21 protein-coding genes are annotated in these 20,943 nt (G+C 70.2%); 19 read left to right on the top strand and 2 right to left on the bottom strand.

The window, feature by feature from the left end:
- Window positions 1-227: 227 nt before the first annotated feature.
- Both rpmE and prfA read left to right on the top strand, forming a co-directional pair.
- Window positions 228-452, top strand: a complete 225-nt coding sequence (rpmE, locus tag VAB18032_RS24665; protein ID WP_013735652.1) for a 50S ribosomal protein L31 — start codon at window positions 228-230, stop codon at window positions 450-452.
- A gap of 94 nt (window positions 453-546) precedes the next feature.
- Window positions 547-1,635 carry a peptide chain release factor 1 gene (gene prfA, locus VAB18032_RS24660; protein WP_013735651.1) on the top strand — a complete coding sequence of 363 codons (1,089 nt, stop codon included), beginning with the start codon at window positions 547-549 and terminating at the stop codon, window positions 1,633-1,635.
- Window positions 1,636-1,659: 24 nt separating this feature from the next.
- On the opposite strand, the gene VAB18032_RS24655 is transcribed toward prfA, so the two are convergent.
- Complete coding sequence (locus VAB18032_RS24655) at window positions 1,660-3,210, bottom strand: GGDEF domain-containing protein (RefSeq protein ID WP_013735650.1); 1,551 nt, start codon at window positions 3,208-3,210, stop codon at window positions 1,660-1,662.
- A 70-nt stretch (window positions 3,211-3,280) separates the two neighbouring features.
- Here VAB18032_RS24655 and prmC point away from each other — a divergent pair, with 70 nt between their 5' ends.
- The 4 genes from prmC (at window position 3,281) to VAB18032_RS24635 (ending at window position 7,697) form a co-directional block, all read left to right on the top strand.
- Window positions 3,281-4,234, top strand: coding sequence for a peptide chain release factor N(5)-glutamine methyltransferase (gene prmC / locus VAB18032_RS24650; protein ID WP_169804623.1), 954 nt, complete (start codon window positions 3,281-3,283; stop codon window positions 4,232-4,234).
- A complete protein-coding gene (locus VAB18032_RS24645; protein WP_013735648.1) occupies window positions 4,234-4,878 on the top strand; it encodes an L-threonylcarbamoyladenylate synthase in 645 nt (214 codons plus the stop codon). Before prmC ends, VAB18032_RS24645 begins: the two co-directional genes overlap by 1 nt.
- Complete coding sequence (locus tag VAB18032_RS24640) at window positions 4,879-5,490, top strand: arsenate reductase/protein-tyrosine-phosphatase family protein (protein ID WP_013735647.1); 612 nt, start codon at window positions 4,879-4,881, stop codon at window positions 5,488-5,490.
- A 95-nt stretch (window positions 5,491-5,585) separates the two neighbouring features.
- Entirely contained in the window at window positions 5,586-7,697 is a 2,112-nt protein-coding gene (locus tag VAB18032_RS24635) for a transglycosylase domain-containing protein (protein WP_013735646.1), read from the top strand.
- A gap of 64 nt (window positions 7,698-7,761) precedes the next feature.
- Here VAB18032_RS24635 and VAB18032_RS24630 read toward each other — a convergent pair whose 3' ends face one another.
- On the bottom strand, window positions 7,762-9,219 hold the full coding sequence (locus tag VAB18032_RS24630) for an SDR family oxidoreductase (RefSeq protein WP_013735645.1): 1,458 nt from the start codon (window positions 9,217-9,219) through the stop codon (window positions 7,762-7,764).
- A gap of 35 nt (window positions 9,220-9,254) precedes the next feature.
- On the opposite strand from VAB18032_RS24630, the gene VAB18032_RS24625 reads away from it, so the two are divergent.
- The 13 genes from VAB18032_RS24625 to VAB18032_RS24565 all read left to right on the top strand — a co-directional run bounded on the left by VAB18032_RS24625 (window position 9,255) and on the right by VAB18032_RS24565 (window position 20,269).
- Window positions 9,255-10,541, top strand: a complete 1,287-nt coding sequence (locus VAB18032_RS24625; protein ID WP_013735644.1) for a serine hydroxymethyltransferase — start codon at window positions 9,255-9,257, stop codon at window positions 10,539-10,541.
- Complete coding sequence (locus VAB18032_RS24620; protein ID WP_013735643.1) at window positions 10,538-11,008, top strand: hypothetical protein; 471 nt, start codon at window positions 10,538-10,540, stop codon at window positions 11,006-11,008. The genes VAB18032_RS24625 and VAB18032_RS24620 overlap by 4 nt, the downstream gene beginning before the upstream one ends.
- A 167-nt stretch (window positions 11,009-11,175) precedes the next feature.
- A complete protein-coding gene (locus VAB18032_RS24615; protein WP_013735642.1) occupies window positions 11,176-11,397 on the top strand; it encodes a hypothetical protein in 222 nt (73 codons plus the stop codon).
- Window positions 11,398-12,219, top strand: coding sequence for a F0F1 ATP synthase subunit A (gene atpB, locus VAB18032_RS24610; protein ID WP_081476197.1), 822 nt, complete (start codon window positions 11,398-11,400; stop codon window positions 12,217-12,219).
- A 95-nt stretch (window positions 12,220-12,314) separates the two neighbouring features.
- Window positions 12,315-12,536 carry an ATP synthase F0 subunit C gene (gene atpE / locus VAB18032_RS24605; protein WP_013735640.1) on the top strand — a complete coding sequence of 74 codons (222 nt, stop codon included), beginning with the start codon at window positions 12,315-12,317 and terminating at the stop codon, window positions 12,534-12,536.
- Between the two features lie 31 nt (window positions 12,537-12,567).
- Window positions 12,568-13,098, top strand: a complete 531-nt coding sequence (locus VAB18032_RS24600) for a F0F1 ATP synthase subunit B (RefSeq protein ID WP_013735639.1) — start codon at window positions 12,568-12,570, stop codon at window positions 13,096-13,098.
- Window positions 13,098-13,919 (top strand): F0F1 ATP synthase subunit delta, encoded by an 822-nt coding sequence (locus VAB18032_RS24595; RefSeq protein ID WP_013735638.1) that lies wholly within the window; start codon window positions 13,098-13,100, stop codon window positions 13,917-13,919. The genes VAB18032_RS24600 and VAB18032_RS24595 overlap by 1 nt, the downstream gene beginning before the upstream one ends.
- Window positions 13,920-14,012: 93 nt before the next feature.
- Window positions 14,013-15,659, top strand: coding sequence for a F0F1 ATP synthase subunit alpha (gene atpA / locus VAB18032_RS24590; RefSeq protein WP_013735637.1), 1,647 nt, complete (start codon window positions 14,013-14,015; stop codon window positions 15,657-15,659).
- A 9-nt stretch (window positions 15,660-15,668) separates the two neighbouring features.
- The gene (locus VAB18032_RS24585) at window positions 15,669-16,607 is read left to right on the top strand and encodes a F0F1 ATP synthase subunit gamma (protein WP_043721794.1); all 939 of its coding nucleotides are present in this window, start codon (window positions 15,669-15,671) and stop codon (window positions 16,605-16,607) included.
- Entirely contained in the window at window positions 16,607-18,043 is a 1,437-nt protein-coding gene (gene atpD, locus VAB18032_RS24580; protein WP_013735635.1) for a F0F1 ATP synthase subunit beta, read from the top strand. The genes VAB18032_RS24585 and atpD overlap by 1 nt, the downstream gene beginning before the upstream one ends.
- Before the next feature lie 228 nt (window positions 18,044-18,271).
- The gene (locus tag VAB18032_RS24575) at window positions 18,272-19,426 is read left to right on the top strand and encodes an LCP family protein (protein WP_013735634.1); all 1,155 of its coding nucleotides are present in this window, start codon (window positions 18,272-18,274) and stop codon (window positions 19,424-19,426) included.
- Window positions 19,427-19,513: 87 nt separating this feature from the next.
- Complete coding sequence (locus tag VAB18032_RS24570; RefSeq protein WP_013735633.1) at window positions 19,514-19,798, top strand: F0F1 ATP synthase subunit epsilon; 285 nt, start codon at window positions 19,514-19,516, stop codon at window positions 19,796-19,798.
- Between the two features lie 12 nt (window positions 19,799-19,810).
- Window positions 19,811-20,269, top strand: coding sequence for a DUF2550 domain-containing protein (locus VAB18032_RS24565; protein WP_013735632.1), 459 nt, complete (start codon window positions 19,811-19,813; stop codon window positions 20,267-20,269).
- The last annotated feature ends 674 nt before the right edge of the window (window positions 20,270-20,943 follow it).

Below are 20,943 nucleotides of genomic sequence, written 5' to 3'. Positions count from 1 at the left end.
GTGGGATGGATGCGGCGGGTGGAGGAATGCTGCGGGCGGGGGGCGGGAATGCGTACGGATGGCCTGATGTTGCTACCGGCGACCAGCTGGCGTGGCCCGATTCCGGGGCCCGCCGAGGGCCATGGCAGACTGGTCAATCGGCCACCGGTTCCGGTTCACGCCCCTTGATCGGCGCGCAGCGGCGCGCCAGGGCGACCCGGCGACCACGACGAGAGGACCGAGGCGACATGAAGCAGAACATCCACCCGGAGTACGTGACCACCGAGGTCACCTGCTCCTGCGGCAACACCTTCAGCACCCGCAGCACCGCCAAGGGCGGCTCGATCCACGTCGAGACCTGCAGCGCCTGCCACCCGTTCTACACCGGCAAGCAGCGCGTCCTGGACACCGCTGGTCGGGTCGCGAAGTTCCAGCAGAAGTACGCCAAGGTTCAGGCCAAGAAGGCCAAGTAGCTCCTGGTCCGACGCCCGCGTCCGGTTCTCGCCGGACGCGGGCGTCGTCCGTCTGTTCCCGCCTGCCGCCACCGTCGAAGGAGCGATGCCCCGCATGAGCAGCGAGCGCCTGGCCCGGCTCCTCGACGAGTACGCCGAGCTGGAGAAGCGGCTGGCCGACCCGGCCATCCACGCCGACCAGGGCACCGCCCGGCGGGTCGGCCGGCGGTACGCCGAGCTGGTCCCGCTGCACAAGGCCGCCGCGGAGCTGGAACAGGCCCGGGCGGATCTGGCCGCGGCGCGGGAGCTGGCCGCCGAGGACCCGTCCTTCGCGGCCGAGGCCGAGACGCTCGCCGCGGAGCTGCCCGCGCTGGAGGAACGGCTGGCCGAGCTGCTGATCCCGCGCGATCCGCACGACGCCAAGGACGTCATCGTCGAGATCAAGGCCGGCGAGGGCGGCGAGGAGTCGGCCCTGTTCGCCGGCGATCTGCTGCGGATGTACACCCGGTACGCCGAGCGACGCGGCTGGCTCACCGAGGTGATCGACGCCCAGGACTCCGACCTCGGTGGGGTCAAGGACGTCTCGCTGGCCATCAAGACCAAGGGTGTTCCCGAGGGCGGCAACGGCGTGTGGTCCCGGCTCAAGTGGGAGGGCGGCGTCCACCGGGTGCAGCGGGTGCCGGTCACCGAGTCGCAGGGCCGCATCCACACAAGTGCCGCCGGGGTGCTGGTGCTGCCGGAGGCCGAGGAGGTCGACGTCACCATCGACCCCAACGAGCTGCGGATCGACGTGTTCCGCTCGTCCGGGCCCGGCGGCCAGTCGGTGAACACCACCGACTCGGCGGTACGCATCACCCACCTGCCCACCGGCATCGTGGTGTCCTGCCAGAACGAGAAGTCCCAGTTGCAGAACCGGGAACAGGCGATGCGGATCCTGCGGGCCCGGTTGCTCGCCGCCGCCCAGGAGCAGGCCGACGCGGCCGCCTCGGACGCGCGTAAGGCCCAGGTGCGCACGGTCGACCGGTCGGAGCGCATCCGCACCTACAACTTCCCGCAGAACCGGATCACCGATCACCGAATCGGTTACACGGCGTACAACCTCGACCTGGCGCTCGCCGGCGAACTCGACGGCGTGCTGGACGCGCTCAGCGAGGCCGACCGGGCCGCCCGGCTGGCCGGCGATCCGGAACTCGCCCGCCGCTGAGCCTGCTCAGGCTGCCCAGCCCACTCAGGCGCTGCGGGGGCGATCCTTGGCCCGCAGCATCTCCCGGTCGGCCGCCTCGAAGGCGGCGCCGAGGGCGTCCCGCTGCCCCGGACCACCCGGAGCGACCTCGGAGAACCCGATGCTGACCCCGACCGGGGTGCCGGGCACCAGCGACTCCCAGTCCTCGGTGCGGATGGCGGCGTCGATGCGCCGGGCCACCTCGGCGGCCTCGGTCATCCCGGCGCCCGGCAGCACCACCACGAACTCGTCGCCGCCGTAGCGGGCCACGAAGTCACCCCGACGCATCACCCGGTTGATCACCCCGGCGATCCGCTGGAGGACCAGGTCCCCCGAGTGGTGCCCGTGTCGGGTGTTGACGGCCTTGAAGCCGTCCAGGTCGCAGACGCCGATCACCACCCGCTCGCCCCGGGCGACCACTGCCGCGATGTAGCGCTCCAGCCGGCGGCGGTTCGGCAGCCCGGTCAGCGGGTCGGTGAGCGCCTCACCCTCGAAACGGGCCGCCTCGCGGCGCATCTCCTCATGGTCGATGCGGGCCGCGATGCCGTCGATGTAGACGTCGCGGAGCCGGTCGTGACGCTGGGCGGCGAGTCGGAAGGCCAACCGGTCGGCCCGGTGCGCGCCCGCGTGGTCTCCGGCCCGACCCAGCGCGATGCTGCGCAGCCGGGCCGGCTCGGCGGCACCGAGGGTTTCGGCGCTGACCTGCACGCTGCCCAACCGGGTGACCGCCTCGATCGGGCGGCCGTCGGCGATGGCCAGGCAGACCTGGCCGAGTTGGCGCATGTCGCGGGCGCGGGCGCTGTCCGCCCCGTGCCCGAGCAGCCGGGCCGGGTCGGCGCCGCGGACGGTCTCGACGACGTCGCCCAGGGCGGCTCGCCGGGCCCCGGCGTAGCCGTAGGCGGCGAGGCTGCTGGGGCGCAGCCGGTCGGCGGTGCCGGTGGCGATGAACCGGTCGAGGTCGGTGGCGATGTCCCGCAGCACCCGCAGGCAGCCGTCACCGTCGCCGGTGTGGTCGAGGGCCACCGCGTTGCGCAGCCGGATGCCCGGGGCGGCGAACGTTTCCTCCGGGATGCCGGCGGCGTTACCGAGTTGCCGGGCCCGTTCGATCGCACCGAGGGCGTAGCCGTGGAAGCTCAGGTAGGAGTAGGCCATGGCCAGGTCGTGCCAGCCCCAGGCGGTGTCCCGATCCGGGTCGTCCACCGCCCCCAACGCGCGGGCGGAGCGCACCAGGTGGGTGACGCAGCGGTCCAGCGCGCCCTGGTGGTGTGCGGCGAGCGCGGCCAGCGCGTTGAGGTGCCCGTGCAGGTAGGGCTCGGCGAGATCGCGTACCGCGGCGGACGCCTCTTCGATGGCCCGGGTGTACTCGGCCGTGCGGCCCAGGTTGATCAGCGCGGAGAGGCGCTGCACCAGCGCATCGGCACGGGCGTGGGGAGCGCTTGTGGTACGCAGCACCTGCTCCAGGATCGCGTACGCCTCTGTGGAGCGGCTCACCTCTTGGAGCGCCCGCGCCTTTTTCAGGGCGTCAACCTGGTCGTCGACCCGGTCGAGCCAGCCCACCCGCGACCTCCTGTCGGTGCGCCGCTGCACCTGCTTTTGCACGTGCACCGCGACGATTCATGATTATGGCGTGACCACCGAGCCGCAATACCCGTCCGAAGGTACGAGACGACACCGCCCGTCTCCGCTGGTGGCCGTCGCGGCCCGGGAGCTGCTCGCCGCCGGGGTGACCTCGGCCCGGGTGGAGGCGGAGCTGCTGGCCGCGTACGTGCTCGGGGTGCCGCGGGGCCGGTTGGCCATCGCCGACGGTTTCACCGACGAGCAACTGGATCGTTACCGAGCGCTTGTGGATCGGCGGGCACGGCGGGAGCCGCTGCAGCACCTCACCGGTAACGCGGCCTTCCGGCATCTGGAGCTGGCGGTCGGACCGGGTGTCTTCGTCCCGCGCCCGGAGACCGAACTGCTCGCCGGCTGGGGGATCGAACAGGCCCGTCGGGCGGCCCGACCCCGGCCGTTGGTGGTCGACCTGTGCAGCGGGTCCGGGGCGATCGCGCTGTCGGTGGCCCAGGAGGTGCCGGACGCCCGGGTGGTCGCGGTCGAGCGCTCGTCGGCCGCGCTGGCCTGGCTGCGGCGCAACGCCGCCGACCGGGCTGCGGCGGGGGACCGGGCGATCGAGGTGGTCGAGGCGGACGTCACCGACCCCGACCTGCTGGCCGGGCTGGTCGGTCAGGTCGACGTGCTGCTGTGCAACCCGCCGTACGTGCCGCAGGCGGTGGCCGTACCGCCGGAGGTGGCCGGGCACGACCCGGCGGAGGCGGTGTTCGGTGGGGCGGACGGCCTGACCGTCATCCGTCCGGTGATCGAGCGGGCGGCGACGCTGCTGCGGCCGGGCGGTCAGCTCGGCGTGGAACACGACGACACGCACGGCGCGGCGGTGCCCGAGCTGCTTGCCGAGGACGGTCGCTACACCGCGATCAGCGCGCACCGGGATCTTGCCGGGCGGGCCCGGTTCGCCACCGCGTCCCGCCGTGCGGACCACCCGGCAGCCGGTCCGGCCGGCACGTGGCAGACTGACTCCTCGTGATGCTCTACGACTGCCGGTCAATGGCCGACCGGGACCGCGGCATCGCTGCGGCCATCGAGGCGGTCCGCAACGGCGAGTTGGTGGTCCTGCCGACCGACACGGTCTACGGGATCGGCGCGGACGCCTTCACCCCGTACGCGGTCAGGGCCCTGCTGGACGCCAAGGATGCCCCGCACTCGCCGCCGCCGGTGCTGATCGGTTCCCGGCACACCCTCGACGGCCTGGTCTTTTCGCTGCCGACCGCGGCGCGAGACCTGGTGGAGGCGTTCTGGCCGGGCGCGTTGACGATTCTGGTGCAGCACTCGGCGAGTCTGCGCTGGGATCTCGGCGACGACAGCGGGGTGGTGGCGGTACGGATGCCGCTGCATCCGGTGGCGCTGGAGGTGCTGCGCGAGACGGGCCCGATGGCGGTCGCGTCGGCGAACAAGTTCGGCCAGCAGCCCGCGCTCACCGCCGACGAGGCGCGTGACCAGCTCGGGTACTCGGTGCGGGCGTACCTGGAGGCGGGACCGGCCGTGGATCCGGTGCCCAGCACGATCGTGGATCTCACCGGTGACGTGCCGGTGCTCGTCCGGGAGGGCGGCATCGGGCTGGCCAAGCTGCGCGAAGTGGTTCCGGAGCTGCGCGAGAGTCAGGTGGCGTAGATGCCCCCGTTCACCGTCCTGCACGTCTGCATGGGCAACATCTGCCGCTCGCCGATGGCGGAGCGGCTGCTCGTCGTCGCCGTACGGGAGCGGTTGGTCCGGCGCGACGTCGACCCGGCCCGCGCCGACGAGGTGCTGCACAGTCACAGTGCCGGCACGGGCGGCTGGCACGCCGGTGAGGAGATGAATCCGCCGGCCGCGCGGCAGGTGGTCAACCGGGGCGGCAGCACCGCCGGGTTCGCCGCCCGCAAGCTGCGCTCGGATCACATCGACGCGGCGGATCTGGTGTTGACCGCCACCGCCGACCAGCAGGAGTACGTGGTGGCGCTGCGTCCGGACGCCGCGTCGCGCACCTTCGTGCTTGGCGAGTTCGGCCGGATGCTGGCGACACTGGATCCGGCGACCTTGCCGGCCGCCGAGGCGACGCCGGAGGCGGTGCACGCCCGTGGGGTGGCGCTTGTCGAGGCGGCACACGCGGCCCGTCAGGGCAGCGCGTTGCTGCCCGGCGACGACCTCGACGATCCGTGGGGCCGTGGTGACCAGTGCTTCACCCGGGTGGCGGACGAGATCGAGGAGACCGTTCAGCCGCTCGCGGCGGCATTGCTGCCCTGATCGGTGAATTTCCTCCGTATTCGGGGGAAAGGGCGGCGTACGGGGTGAAAAGCGCCATTCTGAGAGGGTCCTGACGGCTCCTGCGGGGAGAGCTGATGACCCGGGCGTTGCTGCCGAAAGTGTTTACCGTCCTGTTGGCCGGCGCGCTGGCCGGTCTGGCGCTGGCGGTGGCGGCGCTGCCCGCCGCGCTGGTGTACGGCATCGGTCTCTCGGCGCTCTCCGCGCCGTACGCGGACCTGCCCAACACGCTGCGTACGCCGCCGACCGCCCAGCGGTCCAACCTGTACGCCAACGACGGCACCACGCTGATCACCTCCTTCTACCAGGAGGACCGGGTGGACGTGCCGCTGGACGAGGTGGCGCCGGTGATGCGCCAGGCGATCATCGCCGCCGAGGACGCCCGTTTCCACGAGCACAGCGGGGTCGACCTGCGCGGCATCCTGCGGGCCTTCACCGTCAACCGGCGCGACGGCACCACCCGGCAGGGCGCCTCCACGCTGACCATGCAGTACGTCCGCAACGTGCTGAGCAACGATCCCCGGCTCAGCGAGGCGCAGCGGGCCGCCGCCACCGAGGTGAGCACCGCCCGCAAGATCCAGGAGATCCGGTACGCGCTCGCCCTGGAACGGGAACTCACCAAGGACCAGATCCTGACCCGGTACCTCAACATCGCCTACTTCGGTGCCGGCGCGTACGGCATCGCCGCCGCCAGCAAGCGCTACTTCTCGGTCTCGCCGGCCGAGTTGACGCTGGCGCAGGCCGCGCTGCTGGCCGGGTTGGTGCGTTCGCCGCACACCGACGACCCGATCCACGGCGACGCGGACAGCGCGACGGCCCGCCGGGGGTACGTCCTGGACCGGCTTGTCGAGTCCGGCCAGGTCCCGCCCGACGTGGCACAGCGCGCCCAGGCCGAGCCGTTGAACCTGCGCCCGAGCGAGACCCCGAACGACTGCACGGCGGTGCCCGAGGGTCACAACGACTGGGGTTTCTTCTGTGACTGGTTCACCCGCTGGTGGAACGACCAGCGGGCGTTCGGCAGCACCGTCGACGAGCGGCAGCGCACCCTGCGCCGGGGCGGCTTCACCATCGTCTCCACCCTCGACCCGGCGGTGCAGCGCTCCACCACCGAGCAGGTGCGCCGGGTCTACTCGGCGCAGGCCCGGTACGCGATGCCGACCGCGGTCGTCCAGCCGGGCTCCGGGCGGGTGCTGGCCTTGTCGGTGAACCGGACCTACAGCGTGGCGGCGAACCCGTCCGGGCAGAAGAACCACCCGAACACCGTCAACCAGCTCGTCGCCGGCGGCGGCACGATCGTCGGCTACCAGGGCGGCTCCACGTTCAAGCTCTTCACGCTGTTGGCCGCGCTGGAGGCCGGGCTGCCGTTGAACACCGTGTTCGACGCGCCGGACCGGATCCTCACCAGGTACCAGATCAGCGGCGAGACCAGCTGCGGCGGGTACTGGTGCCCGGAGAACGCCAGCGCGGCGATGAGCGGCGAGCATGACATGTGGACCGCCTTCGGGCAGTCGGTCAACACCTACTTCGCCTGGCTGACCGAGCAGGTCGGTGCCGACCGGGTGGTGGAGATGGCCGAACGGCTCGGCATCGTGCTGCGGGCCCAGGACGACGCCCAGTTGGCCCGGCACGGGGCACGTGACTGGGGGCCGTTCACGCTCGGCGTGGCCGCCACCACCCCGCTGGACCTGGCCGGGGCGTACGCCACGGTGGCGGCGGAGGGGATCTGGTGCGCCCCCACCCCGATCACCTTGATCACCGACGCCACCGGACGGCGGGTCGGCGCCGGGCAACCGGACTGCCGGCAGGTGCTCGACGTGGACGTGTCCCGCGCGGCGGTGGACGCGGCCCGCTGCCCGGTCGGTGACCAGTCGATGTACCACACCTGCGACGGCGGCACGGCCACCCGACTGCGTGGCCAGCTCAATCGGCCGGTGGGCGGCAAGACCGGCAGCTCCGAGCGGTACGCCACGGAGACGGTGGTCGCGTTCACCCCCCAGTTGGCGGTCGCCGCGATGGCGGCCAACCCGGACGATCCCCAGGACGCGGTGGGTCACGCGGTGCAGCGGGCGATGGTGGACTCGGTGGGGGAGATCCTCGCCTTCGCCCTGCGGGACCAGCCGGTCCGCGATTTCGTGCCGCCCAGCGACACGACGGCCTGGCGGGTCACCGGCGAACGCACCGGCAACTGAGCCTGAGCCTGACTGTTAAGAAGGGGCCCCTGCTCTACAGAAGGCGATAAGAAGGGGCCCTTCCTTACCGCTCGGCGCGGCCGGTGATGTTGCGGGCCATACCGCCGAAGACCAGGGCGTGGAACGGTGCCACCGCAGCCCAGTAGGCGTGCCCGACCAGACCGTGCGGCAGGAAGACGGCGCGCTGCCGGTAGCGGACGCCACCGTCGTCGCCGCGTTGCACCCGCAGTTCCAGCCAGGCCCGGCCGGGTAGCCGCATCTCGGCGCGCAGCCGCAGCAACTCGCCCGGCACGATCTCCTCGACCCGCCAAAAGTCCAGCGCCTCGCCCACCCGCAGCTGGTGCGGGTGGCGTCGACCCCGGCGCAGTCCCACCCCGCCGACCAGCTTGTCCAGCCAGCCGCGTACCGACCAGGCCAGCGGGAACGAGTACCAGCCGTGCTCGCCACCGACGCCTTCGATGACCTGCCACAGCGCCTCCGGTGAGGCGGCCACCGGCCGTTCCCGTACGTCGGTGTAGGCGGTGCCGCCGCTCCAGTCGGGGTCGCTGGGCAACGGCTCGGCAGGTGCGTTCGGTCCGGCTGCCGTGGACCAGCAGGTCTCCACCTGGGCGTCGCGGACCTTGGCCAGGGCCAGTTCGACGGCCTCGTCGAAGCCGGTCAACCCGCCCGGCGGGTCCGGCAGGTACGCCGCGATGTCGTGCTCGTGCGCGACGGCCTCGTGGATCAGGCTGGCCACCAGCGGCCGGGCCAGCGCGTTGGGTACCGGGGTGACCAGCCCGACCCAGTACGACGAGAGCGTCGGAGTCAGCGGGCGGACCGGCAGCAGCAGCCGGCGGGGCAGCCCGGCGACCCGGGCGTAGCGCTGCATCATCTCGCCGAAGGTGAGCACGTCGGGGCCGGCGATGTCGAAGCCCCGGTTGACCTCGGCCGGCAGGCTCGCGCAGCCGACCAGGTAGTGCAGCACGTCGCGGACCGCGATCGGCTGGATCCGGTTGGCCACCCAGCGGGGGGTGACCATCACCGGCAGCCGCTCGGTCAGGTAGCGCAGCATCTCGAACGACGCCGACCCGGAGCCGATGATCACCGCGGCCCGCAGCACCACCGTCGGCACCCCGCTGGCCTGCAGGATCCGCCCCACCTCGCTGCGCGAGCGCAGGTGCGCCGAGGTGGCCGGGTCGTCCGCCGCCGGCTCCGGACCGCCCAGATAGACGATCCGGCGTACGCCGGCAGTCCGGGCCGCGGTGGCGAAGTTCGTGGCGGCCTGCCGGTCGGTGGCCTCGAAACCGGCCTGCCCGAGCGAGTGCACGAGGTAGTACGCCACGTCGACACCGTCGAACGCCGCAGGCAGGGTCTCCGGCCGACTCAGGTCCGCCTCGGCGATCTCGACCTGCCCGGCCCAGGGCACGTCACGCAGCCGTCCGGCCCGTCGGGCCAGGCAGCGCACGTCGTACCCCTGTGCCAGCAGGCGGGGCGCCAGACGTCCGCCGATGTAACCTGTCGCGCCGGTGACCAGGCATCTCACGGCTTCCAGTCTGCGGCCCAATAGACTCTTGCGCTGTGGAGACCGCGACAGGCACCTTCTGGGGGCCGGATTTCGAGCAACTGAGCACCAGCGATCCCGAGATCGCGGAGGTGGTGCTCGGCGAACTCGACCGGCTGCGTACCGGCCTGCAACTGATCGCCAGTGAGAACCTCACCTCGTCGGCGGTGCTGGCCGCGCTGGGCTCCACGCTGACCAACAAGTACGCCGAGGGTTATCCGGGACGGCGTTACTACGGTGGTTGCGCCCAGGTGGACCGGGCCGAGGAGATCGGCATCGCCCGGGCGAAGGACCTCTTCGGCGCCGAGCACGCCAACCTCCAGCCGCACTCGGGGGCGAGCGCCAACCTGGCCGCGTACGCCGCGCTGGTGCAGCCGGGGGACACGGTGCTGGCGATGGAGTTGCCGCACGGTGGGCACCTGACCCACGGCAGCCGGGTCAACTTCTCCGGCAAGTGGTTCCAACCGGTCGGCTACACCGTCCGGCGGGACACCGAGCTGATCGACTACGACGAGGTACGCGACCTCGCCCTGACCCACCGGCCCAAGATGATCATCTGTGGCGCGACGGCGTACCCCCGACTGATCGACTTCGCGCTGTTCCGGGAGATCGCCGACGAGGTCGGGGCGTACCTGATGGTGGACGCGGCGCACTTCATCGGGCTGGTCGCCGGGCAGGCCGTGCCCTCACCGGTGCCGTACGCCGACGTGGTCTGCGCCACCACGCACAAGGTGCTGCGTGGACCGCGCGGCGGCATGATCCTCTGTCGGGAGTCGCTGGCCGAGCGGATCGACAAGGCGGTCTTCCCGTTCACCCAGGGCGGCCCGCTGATGCACGCCGTCGCGGCCAAGGCGGTCGCCCTGCACGAGGCGGCCCAGCCGGAGTACCGGCGCTACGCCGCCCAGGTGGTGGCAAACGCTCAGGCGCTGGCCGACGGGCTGGCCGCCGAGGGCATGCGCCCGGTCTCCGGCGGCACCGACACCCACCTGGCGCTGATCGACCTCCAGGAGACCGGGGTGACCGGGGCCGAGGCCGAGGCGCGGTGCGACGCGGCGACCATCACGCTGAACAAGAACGCCATTCCGTACGACCCGCACAAGCCGATGGTCGCCTCCGGTATCCGGGTGGGCACCCCGTGCGTCACCACCCAGGGCATGACCGAACCACAGATGCGGCAGGTAGCGGAGTTGATTGCCCGAGCGGTACGCGCTGATCCGTCGGCTCCGGGCGGGGCGGACGTACTGGCCGGGGTCGCCGCCGACGTGGCCGAGCTGGTCGCCGATCACCCGGCGTACGCCCGATGACCGCGCCGCGTGCCGGTGAGCCCGGCCTGTCGACGACCGCGCCGCGGGCGGGGGAGCCGGGTGCGATCCGGGCCCGGCTGCCGCACCTGCGCCTGCCGCTGCTCGCCTGCGCCGCGCTGGCGGTGGTCGCGGTGCCCGTCGCGGCCTGGCTGCGCGGGCCGACCAGCGCGGCCGGAGTGGCCGCCGGCATCGCCCTGGTGATCGTCAGCTATCTGATCTCCAGCTTCTCGGTGGCCTGGGCCGACGCGGTGCACCCGAAGCTGATCATGTCAGTGGGCTTGATCACGTACGCCACGAAGATCGTGATTCTGGGCGTGGCGATGGCGGCGGTCGCGGCCACCGGTTGGCCCGGACTGCCGGATATGGGCGTGGCCATCATCGCGGCCGTGGTGGTATGGACCGGGGCTCACCTGACCTGGGCGCTGCGCACCCCGCTGCCCACCGTGGACCGTTCGGTCGACCACTGACCGTACGGTTGGTTCTCTCCGGGCGTTTCGTGGTCCTGTTCCGGTGGCCGGACAGGAGTACTCTTACCCGAGGCTCGACCCGCCGGCTCCCAACGCCCGCACGCTGCTCGCAGTGTGGGGGGTGCCGCACACTCGTGAAACTCCCGGCTGATAGTGTTCGCCACGTCATGGCCGACAACCCTCACCGCAAAAGCTCCGACGAACACTCGTCGGAAGGCGCAGCCGGATCCGTCGTTGGTTACCTGCTCGCCGGCATCGTGGTGTGGGGATTCCTCGGCTGGTTGGCGGGGGAATTCCTCGGACTGCCGACCGGCATCGGGATCGCCGTTGGCATGATGCTCGGCGCAGCCGGAGCGATCTACCTGATCATGAAGAGGCTCAGTGCCTGAGTGCCGGCACGCGCGGGTCTGTCGAGTGCGGAGGATGACACGGTGAGCGGACAGCTTGTCGCCGCAGAGGGCCTTCCCTGGCCCCCCAGCGTCGGAGACTTCTACCCGCCGGATCTCGCCGGTCCGTGGGTCACGAAGTTCACGCTGATGATCTGGCTGGCCGTCGGGCTTCTGATCATCTTCTTCATGGCCACCTACCGGAACCCGAAGCTCGTGCCGAGCAAGGGTCAGTGGATGGCCGAGTCCGTCTACGGCCTGGTCCGGGACAACATCGCCCGCGAGCAGATGGGCAAGGACGGCATCCGGTTCGCGCCCTACTTCACGGTGTTGTTCTGCTTCATCGTGGTGACCAACCTCTTCGGCATCGTCCCTGGGTTGCAGATCTCGCCGAACTCGCACATCGCCTTCCCGATCGTGCTCGCTGTGATCACCTACGTGATGTACCTCTACATCGGCGTCCGTAAGCACGGTCTGGGTAGCTACCTCAAGCAGACCCTGATCATCCCGGGCGTGCCGTGGCCGATGCACTTCCTGCTGATCCCGATCGAGTTCCTGCAGAACTTCATCAACCGGCCGGTCACCCTGGCAGTGCGACTCTTCGCCAACATGTTCGCCGGCCACCTGATCCTGCTGGTGTTCACCGTCGGCGGCTTCGTGATGCTCGCCTCGGACAACCTGTTCATCCAGGTCTCGTCGATCGCCGCCTTCCTGATGGCCATCCTGATGGCCTTCTTCGAGGTGCTGGTCGCGCTGTTGCAGGCATACGTCTTCGTCACCCTGACCGCCAACTACATCGGCAGCTCGCTCGCCGACGAGCACTGACCACAGACTTCGGCGGGCCGCCCGGCCCGACCAGAGCTTCCGGTACGACCGCGTACGCGTGAGGGATCACGCGTCTACTAGGAGGAATACCAGCAATGGACGTTATTGCCGCCATCGAGGGCAGCGTCAACACCATCGGTTACGGTCTCGCCGCCATCGGCCCCGGCATCGGTGTCGCCCTGGTCTTCGCGGCCTACATCCAGGCCAGCGCCCGCCAGCCGGAGTCCGCCGGCTACAACCGCACCTGGCTGGTCCTGGGCTTCGCGCTGGTCGAGGCGCTCGCCCTGTTCGGCCTGGTGCTCGCGTTCGCAGTCTGACACCTCGCCCGACGCGACCCGGAGGTCTGACATGAATCTCGCCGCTGAAGGCGTGGAGCACCACCCGCTCGTGCCGATCTGGCAGGAGCTTGTCGTCGGGTCGATCGCGTTCGCCCTGCTCTGCTTCGTCCTGATGAAGTTCGTGCTGCCGCGCATGGAGACGATGTACCAGGCGCGGGTCGACGCGATCGAGGGCGGCCTCAAGCGTGCCGAGGCTGCTCAGGCCGAGGCGAACCAGCTGCTGGAGCAGTACCGGGCCCAGCTCGCCGAGGTGCGTACCGAGGCGGCGCAGATCCGGGACGACGCCCGCGCCGACGCCGAGTCGATCCGTACCGAAATCCTGGCCAAGGCCCGGGAAGAGTCGGACCGGATCATCGCCGCCGGCCGGGAGTCGCTGGCCGTGGAGCGGCAGACCATCGTGCGCGAGCTGCGCGCTGAGGTCGGCGGCCTCGCGGTCGACCTGGCCAGCCGGATCGTGGGCGAGTCGCTCGCTGACGAGGCCCGACGCAAGGGCACCGTCGAGCGGTTCCTCACCGACCTCGAGAGCGCGGGGGCCCGCTGATGCAGGCCGCCAGCCGGGAGTCCTACGCCACCGCCCTGGCGCGGTTGGAGGAGTACATCTCCCGCGCCGAGCCGTCGGCGGTCGCCGCCACCGGTGCCGAACTGCTCGCCGTGGCGGACCTGCTGCGGCGGGAGGTTCGGCTGCGCCGGGCACTGTCCGACCCGGCCCGTGCCGGTGCGGATCGGACCGGGCTGCTGACCTCGGTGCTCTCCGGCAAGGTCGGCGCGGACACGCTCGACCTGCTCGGCACGCTTGTCGCCGGCCGGTGGTCGGCGCCGTCGGAGCTGCTCGACGGTGCCGAGCGCCTCGGCGTGCAGGCCCTGCTGGGCAGTGCCGACCGGGCCGACGAACTGGGCGAGGTCGAGGACGAGCTGTTCCGCTTCGGCCAGGTGGTCGCCGCGGACCCGCAGCTGTCCAACGCCCTGTCCGACCCGAACGCGCCGGTGGCGCAACGGGCCGAGCTGGTCGGGATGCTCCTGACGGGCAAGGCCCGCCCGGCGACGGTGCGACTGGTCGAGGCGGCCCTGGCCGGCTTCGGCGGCCGGTCGTTCTCCACCGCGCTGTCCCGGCTGGTGGAGTTGGCGGCGGAACGGCGGGACCGGCAGGTCGCGTACGTGACCGTCGCGGCACCCCTCAGCGAGGACGAGGAACGTCGGCTGAGTGACCGGCTCGCGGCCATCTACGGTCGCGCGGTCGCCGTGAAGCTTACGGTTGACCCGGCGATCCTCGGTGGAGCGAGCGTCCGGGTGGGTTCGGACCTGTACGACGGGACGATCCTGCGCCGCCTCAACGAGACCCGTAACGCGCTCGCGAAGCGCTGACCAGCACCCCGCGAAGCGCCCGGAAACGACAGTCGACCCGAGGACCGGTCGGTACTAGGTATCCCGGGCCCCTGATACTTAAGGAAGCAGAGGATGGCCGAGCTGACCATCTCGACGGAGGAGATCCGCGGCGCGCTTGAGCGCTACGTCTCCTCCTACTCGCCCGACGTCTCCCGTGAGGAGGTCGGCACCGTCGCCGACACCGGCGACGGCATCGCCCACGTCGAGGGCCTGCCCTCGACCATGACCAACGAGCTGCTGGAGTTCGAGGACGGCACGCTCGGCGTGGCGCTGAACCTCGACGTCCGGGAGATCGGTGTCGTCGTCCTCGGCGACTACTCCGGGCTTGAGGAGGGGCAGCGCGTCAAGCGCACCGGCCGGGTGCTGTCCGTGCCGGTCGGCGACGCCTTCCTCGGCCGCGTGGTCAACGCGCTCGGCCAGCCGATCGACGGCCTCGGCGAGATCGCCGACGAGGGCTACCGCGAGTTGGAGCTCCAGGCTCCGAACGTGATGGCCCGGCAGTCCGTCTTCGAGCCGATGCAGACCGGCATCAAGGCCATCGACGCGATGACCCCGATCGGTCGGGGCCAGCGGCAGCTGATCATCGGCGACCGGAAGACCGGCAAGACCACGGTCGCCCTGGACACCATCCTCAACCAGCGCGAGAACTGGGCCACCGGCGACCCGAAGAAGCAGGTCCGCTGCATCTACGTCGCCATCGGCCAGAAGGCCTCCACCATCGCCTCCATCAAGGGGCAGCTGGAGGAGGCGGGCGCGATGGAGTACACCACCATCGTCGCCTCCCCGGCGTCCGACCCGGCGGGCTTCAAGTACCTCGCTCCGTACACCGGCTCGTCCATCGGGCAGCACTGGATGTACGGCGGCAAGCACGTTCTGATCGTCTTCGACGACCTGAGCAAGCAGGCCGAGGCGTACCGGGCCGTGTCGCTGCTGCTGCGTCGCCCGCCGGGCCGTGAGGCGTACCCGGGTGACGTCTTCTACCTGCACTCGCGGCTGCTGGAGCGCTGCGCGAAGCTCTCCGACGAGATGGGCGGCGGCTCGATGACCGGCCTGCCGATCATCGAGACGAAGGCCAACGACATCTCGGCCTTCATCCCGACCAACGTCATCTCGATCACCGACGGCCAGATCTTCCTGGAGACCGACCTGTTCAACCAGGGCGTCCGGCCGGCCATCAACGTCGGTACCTCGGTCTCCCGGGTCGGTGGCGCCGCGCAGATGAAGCCGATGAAGAAGGTCTCCGGTTCGCTGCGGCTGAACCTCGCCCAGTTCCGTGAGCTGGAGGCCTTCGCGGCCTTCGCCTCGGACCTGGACAAGGCCTCCCGCGCTCAGCTGGACCGTGGTGCCCGTCTGGTCGAGCTGCTCAAGCAGCCGAACTACTCGCCGTACCCGGTGCAGGACGAGGTCGTCTCGGTCTGGGCCGGTACCGAGGGCAAGCTGGACGACATCCCGGTCGGTGACGTGCGGCGCTTCGAGACCCAGTTCCTGGAGTACCTGCGGCGCAAGCACAACGCCACGCTCCAGGCGATCGCCGACAACAAGTGGGACGACGAGATCATCGCCGCCCTCGACGCTGCGGTGACGGAGTTCAAGAAGGGCTTCCTCGGCCGCGAGGACGAGCGCACGGTCAACGAGGCGCCGGCGGAGCCGCTGGAGGGCGAGTCCGAGCACGAGACGGTCACCCGCTACAGCGGCGGTGCTCCGGCCGAGAAGCGTTAGGGTCGGGCCATGGCGGCGCAGGTACGTGTTCTTCGTCAACGCATTCGCTCGGCGAAGGGGATGAAGAAGATCACCAAGGCGATGGAGCTCGTGGCGACGAGCCGGATCGCCAAGGCCCAGGCCCGGGTGGAGGCGTCCCTGCCGTACGCCCGCGCCATCACCGGCGTGCTCACGGCGCTGGCGTCCAACGCGCGGATCGACCACCCGATGCTGACCCCGCGCGAGCGGGTGCGGCGGGCGGGCGTGCTGCTGGTAACCGCCGACCGGGGTCTGGCCGGCGGTTACAGCTCCAACGCCATCCGGACGGCGGAGTCGCTGATCGCCCGGTTGCAGGCCGACGGCAAGGAGCCGGTGCTCTACGTCATCGGTCGCAAGGGTGTCTCGTTCTACCGCTTCCGCAACCGGCCGATCGAGGCCAACTGGACGGGCTTCTCGGAGCAGCCGTCCTTCGCCGACGCCCGCGAGGTCGGTGAGACGCTGATCAAGGCGTTCGTCGCCGGTGCGGACGACGAGGACGGCGGCCCGGGTCCCGACGGCGTACGCGGGGTGGACGAGTTGCACATCGTCTACACCGAGTTCAAGTCGTTGATGACCCAGAACCCGGTCACCCGGATCATCGGCCCGCTCCAGGTCGAGGAGCGGCCCCGCTCGGAGGCGGCGCCCGGCGTACTGCCGGACTACGACTTCGAACCGGACCCGGAGGCACTGCTCGACGCGTTGCTGCCGAAGTACATCAACACGCGGATCTACGCGGCGTTGCTGGAGTCGGCGGCCAGCGAGTCGGCGGCCCGTCGGCGGGCGATGAAGAGTGCCACCGACAACGCCGAAGAGATGATCGACAAGTACACGCGTGAGATGAACTCGGCCCGCCAGGCCGGGATCACCCAGGAGATCAGTGAGATCGTCGGCGGCGCTAACGCGCTGGCCGCGTCGGGAAGTGAAGTGTGATGACTGCCCCAGTAGAGACCAAGACGGCCACCGGTCGCGTGGTCCGGGTCATTGGCCCGGTCGTCGACGCCGAGTTCCCGCGCGACGCCATGCCGGACCTGTTCAACGCCCTGCACGTGAACGTGACCCTCTCCGGCGGCGAGAAGACGCTGACCCTGGAGGTCGCCCAGCACCTGGGTGACAACCTGGTCCGCGCGATCTCGATGCAGCCCACCGACGGTCTGGTCCGGGGTGCCGAGGTGAGCGACACCGGCTTCCCGATCCGGGTGCCGGTCGGCGACGCGGTCAAGGGCCACGTCTTCAACGCGATCGGCGAGTGCCTCAACCTCACCGAGGGCGAGACCATCCAGGCTGACGACCACTGGGGCATCCACCGCAAGGCCCCGGCCTTCGCGGACCTGGAGCCGAAGACCGAGATGCTGGAGACCGGCATCAAGGTCATCGACCTGCTCGCCCCGTACGTCAAGGGTGGCAAGATCGGCCTGTTCGGCGGTGCCGGCGTGGGCAAGACGGTGCTCATCCAGGAGATGATCACCCGAGTTGCCCGTAACTTCGGTGGTACCTCGGTCTTCGCCGGCGTGGGTGAGCGCACCCGTGAGGGCAACGACCTCATCCACGAGATGACCGACTCCGGCGTCATCGACAAGACCGCGCTGGTCTACGGCCAGATGGACGAGCCGCCGGGCACCCGGCTGCGGGTCGCTCTGTCCGCGCTGACCATGGCAGAGTACTTCCGGGACGTGAAGAAGCAGGAGGTGCTGCTCTTCATCGACAACATCTTCCGCTTCACCCAGGCCGGCTCCGAGGTCTCCACCCTGCTGGGCCGGATGCCCAGCGCGGTGGGTTACCAGCCGACCCTGGCCGACGAGATGGGCGAGCTCCAGGAGCGGATCACCTCCGTCCGGGGCCAGGCCATCACCTCGATGCAGGCGATCTACGTGCCGGCGGACGACTACACCGACCCCGCCCCGGCGACCACCTTCGCCCACCTGGACGCGACCACCAACCTTGAGCGGTCGATCTCCGACAAGGGCATCTACCCGGCGGTGGACCCGCTGGCGTCCTCGTCGCGGATCCTCGCGCCCGAGTTCGTCGGCCAGGAGCACTTCCAGGTGGCCAGCGAGGTCAAGCGGATCCTCCAGCGGTACAAGGACCTGCAGGACATCATCGCCATCCTCGGCATCGAGGAGCTCTCCGAGGAAGACAAGATCACGGTCCAGCGGGCCCGGCGGATCGAGCGCTTCCTGTCGCAGAACACCTACGCGGCGGAGCAGTTCACCGGCGTGCCGGGCTCGACGGTCCCGATCAAGGAGACCATCGAGGCGTTCCGGAAGATCAGCGAGGGCGAGTACGACCACTTCCCCGAGCAGGCGTTCTTCATGTGCGGTGGGCTCGACGACCTGGAGAAGAAGGCCGCCGAGCTGATGAAGGGCTGACCCTTCGGTCAGATCGCATGAACGAGACAGGCCGTCCCGGTTAACCCCGGGGCGGCCTTTCGTTCATCTTTGGCACGTACCATCGCCGCTGCCCGGTTTTCCGTGGTCGGCGATCACGACCTCCGCGAGATACCGTCTACTCCACGCTCATGCGCCGATGAGCGGTGACTGTGTTCAACCATTCGGATGTGCGGACCCGTATCCCCTGCGGGGACGCGACGAACGGAGATGCTCGTGGGTAAGGCCGGCAGACGCGGCAAGCGTGGTGGGCGACCGTCGATCTGGCGCGGTGTCCCGGTCTGGGCCAGGTTCTGCACCATCTTCGGCGTGGTGCTGATGATGCTCAGTGGCACGTCCCTTGTGGGTGCCGAGGCGTTGATGGCCCGCTACGAGGGTGCCATCGGCAAGGCCGACCTCTTCGGCGACCAGGCGGCCGGTGCCAGCGAACGCAAGAGCGACATCAAGGGGCCGCTCAACATCCTGCTGGTCGGCATCGACCCGCGAAACGACAGGACCGCACCGCTGGCCGATGCGATCATGGTCCTGCACGTGCCGAAGGAACTGGACCGGGCGTACCTCTTCTCGCTGCCCCGCGACCTCTACGTCGAGATCCCGGCGTACCCCAAGGCGGGCTTCAACGGCAGCACGTCCAAGCTGAACGACGCGATGTCCTTCGGCAGCCGGGTGCCCGGAGGCGGCAAGCCGGATGCGGCGCGTGGCTTCGAACTGCTCGCCACCACCGTGCAGAACGTGACCGGGATCAAGCGCTTCGACGCCGGAGCGATCATCAACTTCTCCGGCTTCCAGAAGATCGTCGACGCCATGGGCGGCGTCACCATGAACATCGAGCGGGAGGTCCGCTCCGAGCACCGCGAGCCGAACGGCAAGCACCGTAAGGGCAACCCCAACGGCGAGGGCTACATCGGGCCGCAGGCGGTCTACCCGAAGGGCAAGCAGCACCTGAGCGGCTGGCAGGCGCTGGACTACGTCCGTCAGCGGTACCCGGAGAACGGCGTGCCGGACGGCGACTACGGCCGGCAGCGGCACCAGCAGCAGTTCGTCAAGGCGATGGCCGGCCAGGCGTTCAGCGCCGACGTGGTGACCAACCCGGTCAAGCTGGACCGGGTGCTGCGGGCGGCCGGTGAGTCGCTGATCTTCAGCGGTCGGGGGCACAGCGTGGTCGACTTCGCGTTGGCGCTCAAGGACATCCGGCCCGGCAACATCCAGATGATCAAGCTGCCGGGTGGAGGCATCTTCAACAACAGGGGTGGCTACGTCGGCGAGCGTTTCGAGCCCGAGGTGGACGACTTCTTCGTCGCGCTGGAGCGTGAACTGCTCGATCCGTTCCTGCTCGAACATCCCAAGCTGGTCAACAAGGGCTGAGGAGTGGTGCAGCTCTCGGTACCCGCGTGAAGAACAACTCCGGGACGCTACTAGACTTTCCCCAATCCGCCTCAGCAAGGAGACAGCGTGGCAGAGCAGCTCAACGTCCAGCTCGTGGCCGTAGAGGAGAAGGTCTGGTCCGGCAAGGCCGAGATGGTCATGGCCCGGACGACCGAAGGTGAGCTGGGTGTGCTGCCGGGGCACGCGCCTCTGCTCGGCCAGCTCGCCGAGCCCGGCCAGGTACGCATCAAGCTCCCCGGTGGCGAGCAGGTCGCCTACGAGGTGTCCGGCGGCTTCCTCTCCGTGAGCGGGCAGGGCGTCACCGTGCTCGCCGAGAGCGCCACCCCGGCCTCCGCCGCTTCGGGTAACTGAGCCGACCCGCCGATGGAGATCGTGGAAGGGATCGGAATCGGCTTCGCCGTGATTGTCGGCGCGATTCTGTTCCTCTTCATCCGGCGGGCAGTGGTCACCAGAAGCGGAGGCATCATCCGGCTCAGCGTCCGGACCTCCACCATGCTCGACGGCCGCGGCTGGTCGCCCGGCTTCGGCAGGTTCGTCGGCGACGAACTCCGCTGGTACCGGATGGTCAGTTTCGCAGTACGCCCCAAGCGGGTGCTCTCCCGCGACGGGCTGAGCGTGGAGCGACGGCGGTTGCCGGAGGGCCAGGAACGACTGGCCATGCCGGCGGACTGGGTCATTCTCCGCTGTACGAGTCGACACGCTCCGGTCGAGATCGCCATGGCACGATCCACCCTCACCGGATTCCTTTCCTGGCTCGAGGCCGCTCCTCCGGGGGCGGTCTCGCCACGTCTGGCCCCTCAGCAGGACTGGCCCGCCGCCTGACCTGGACTGCCTGAAGGGCCGTCGGGCGCAGTCTGGCCACGGGGTGGACTTAGCCTGTTTGTTCTGGCTACCTGTGGACGGTGTGCCGCGTTTGGCCCGTCGGCAGGCCGGCTCGTCGCCTGACCTCGATCGACCGCCCGCGCGGCCGTCAGCTGTCGTGCTGTCCTGGCCTTGGGTCGTCTTGGCCTTGGGCTGTCTTGGCCTTGGGCTGTCTTGGCCTTGAGTCGTCTTGGCGTCGGGTCGTCCTGGCCTTGGACTGTCCTGGCGTTGGGCTGTCCGGACCTCGGGCGGGATTTGTTTGTTACTTTGCCCGTCTTGGGGTGTTTGGCGCTGAAGTTGGCGCAGCGATGGCCGTGGGGGTGTGCCCGGCGCGCGATGATCGACACCGTTACGGCGAGATGGCGGTATCCCACCGCGCTGGACCCCGCCGTTTCGGCGAAACGGTGCGTGCCCGCCGTCGCCGCCGCGGGCGGTGCGTGGTATGTCCCGGTCTGGCGTGCGGGCGTCCGGGGAGTGATGGCGGCCAGCGGGTCGTTGGACGTACCTGACCGGCTGACGAAGGCTGCGGTGCCGAGCGGATGGCTCCGTGAGTGGCCGACCTCCGGGAGGTGGATGGTCAGCCCTCGGGAATGGTGGTGGCCGGCGGGTCGTTGTGCATGTCTGACCGGCCGATG

The organism is Micromonospora maris AB-18-032 (assembly GCF_000204155.1).
Lineage (GTDB): Bacteria > Actinomycetota > Actinomycetes > Mycobacteriales > Micromonosporaceae > Micromonospora > Micromonospora gifhornensis.
This window is presented reverse-complemented; position numbering and strand designations above follow the sequence as displayed.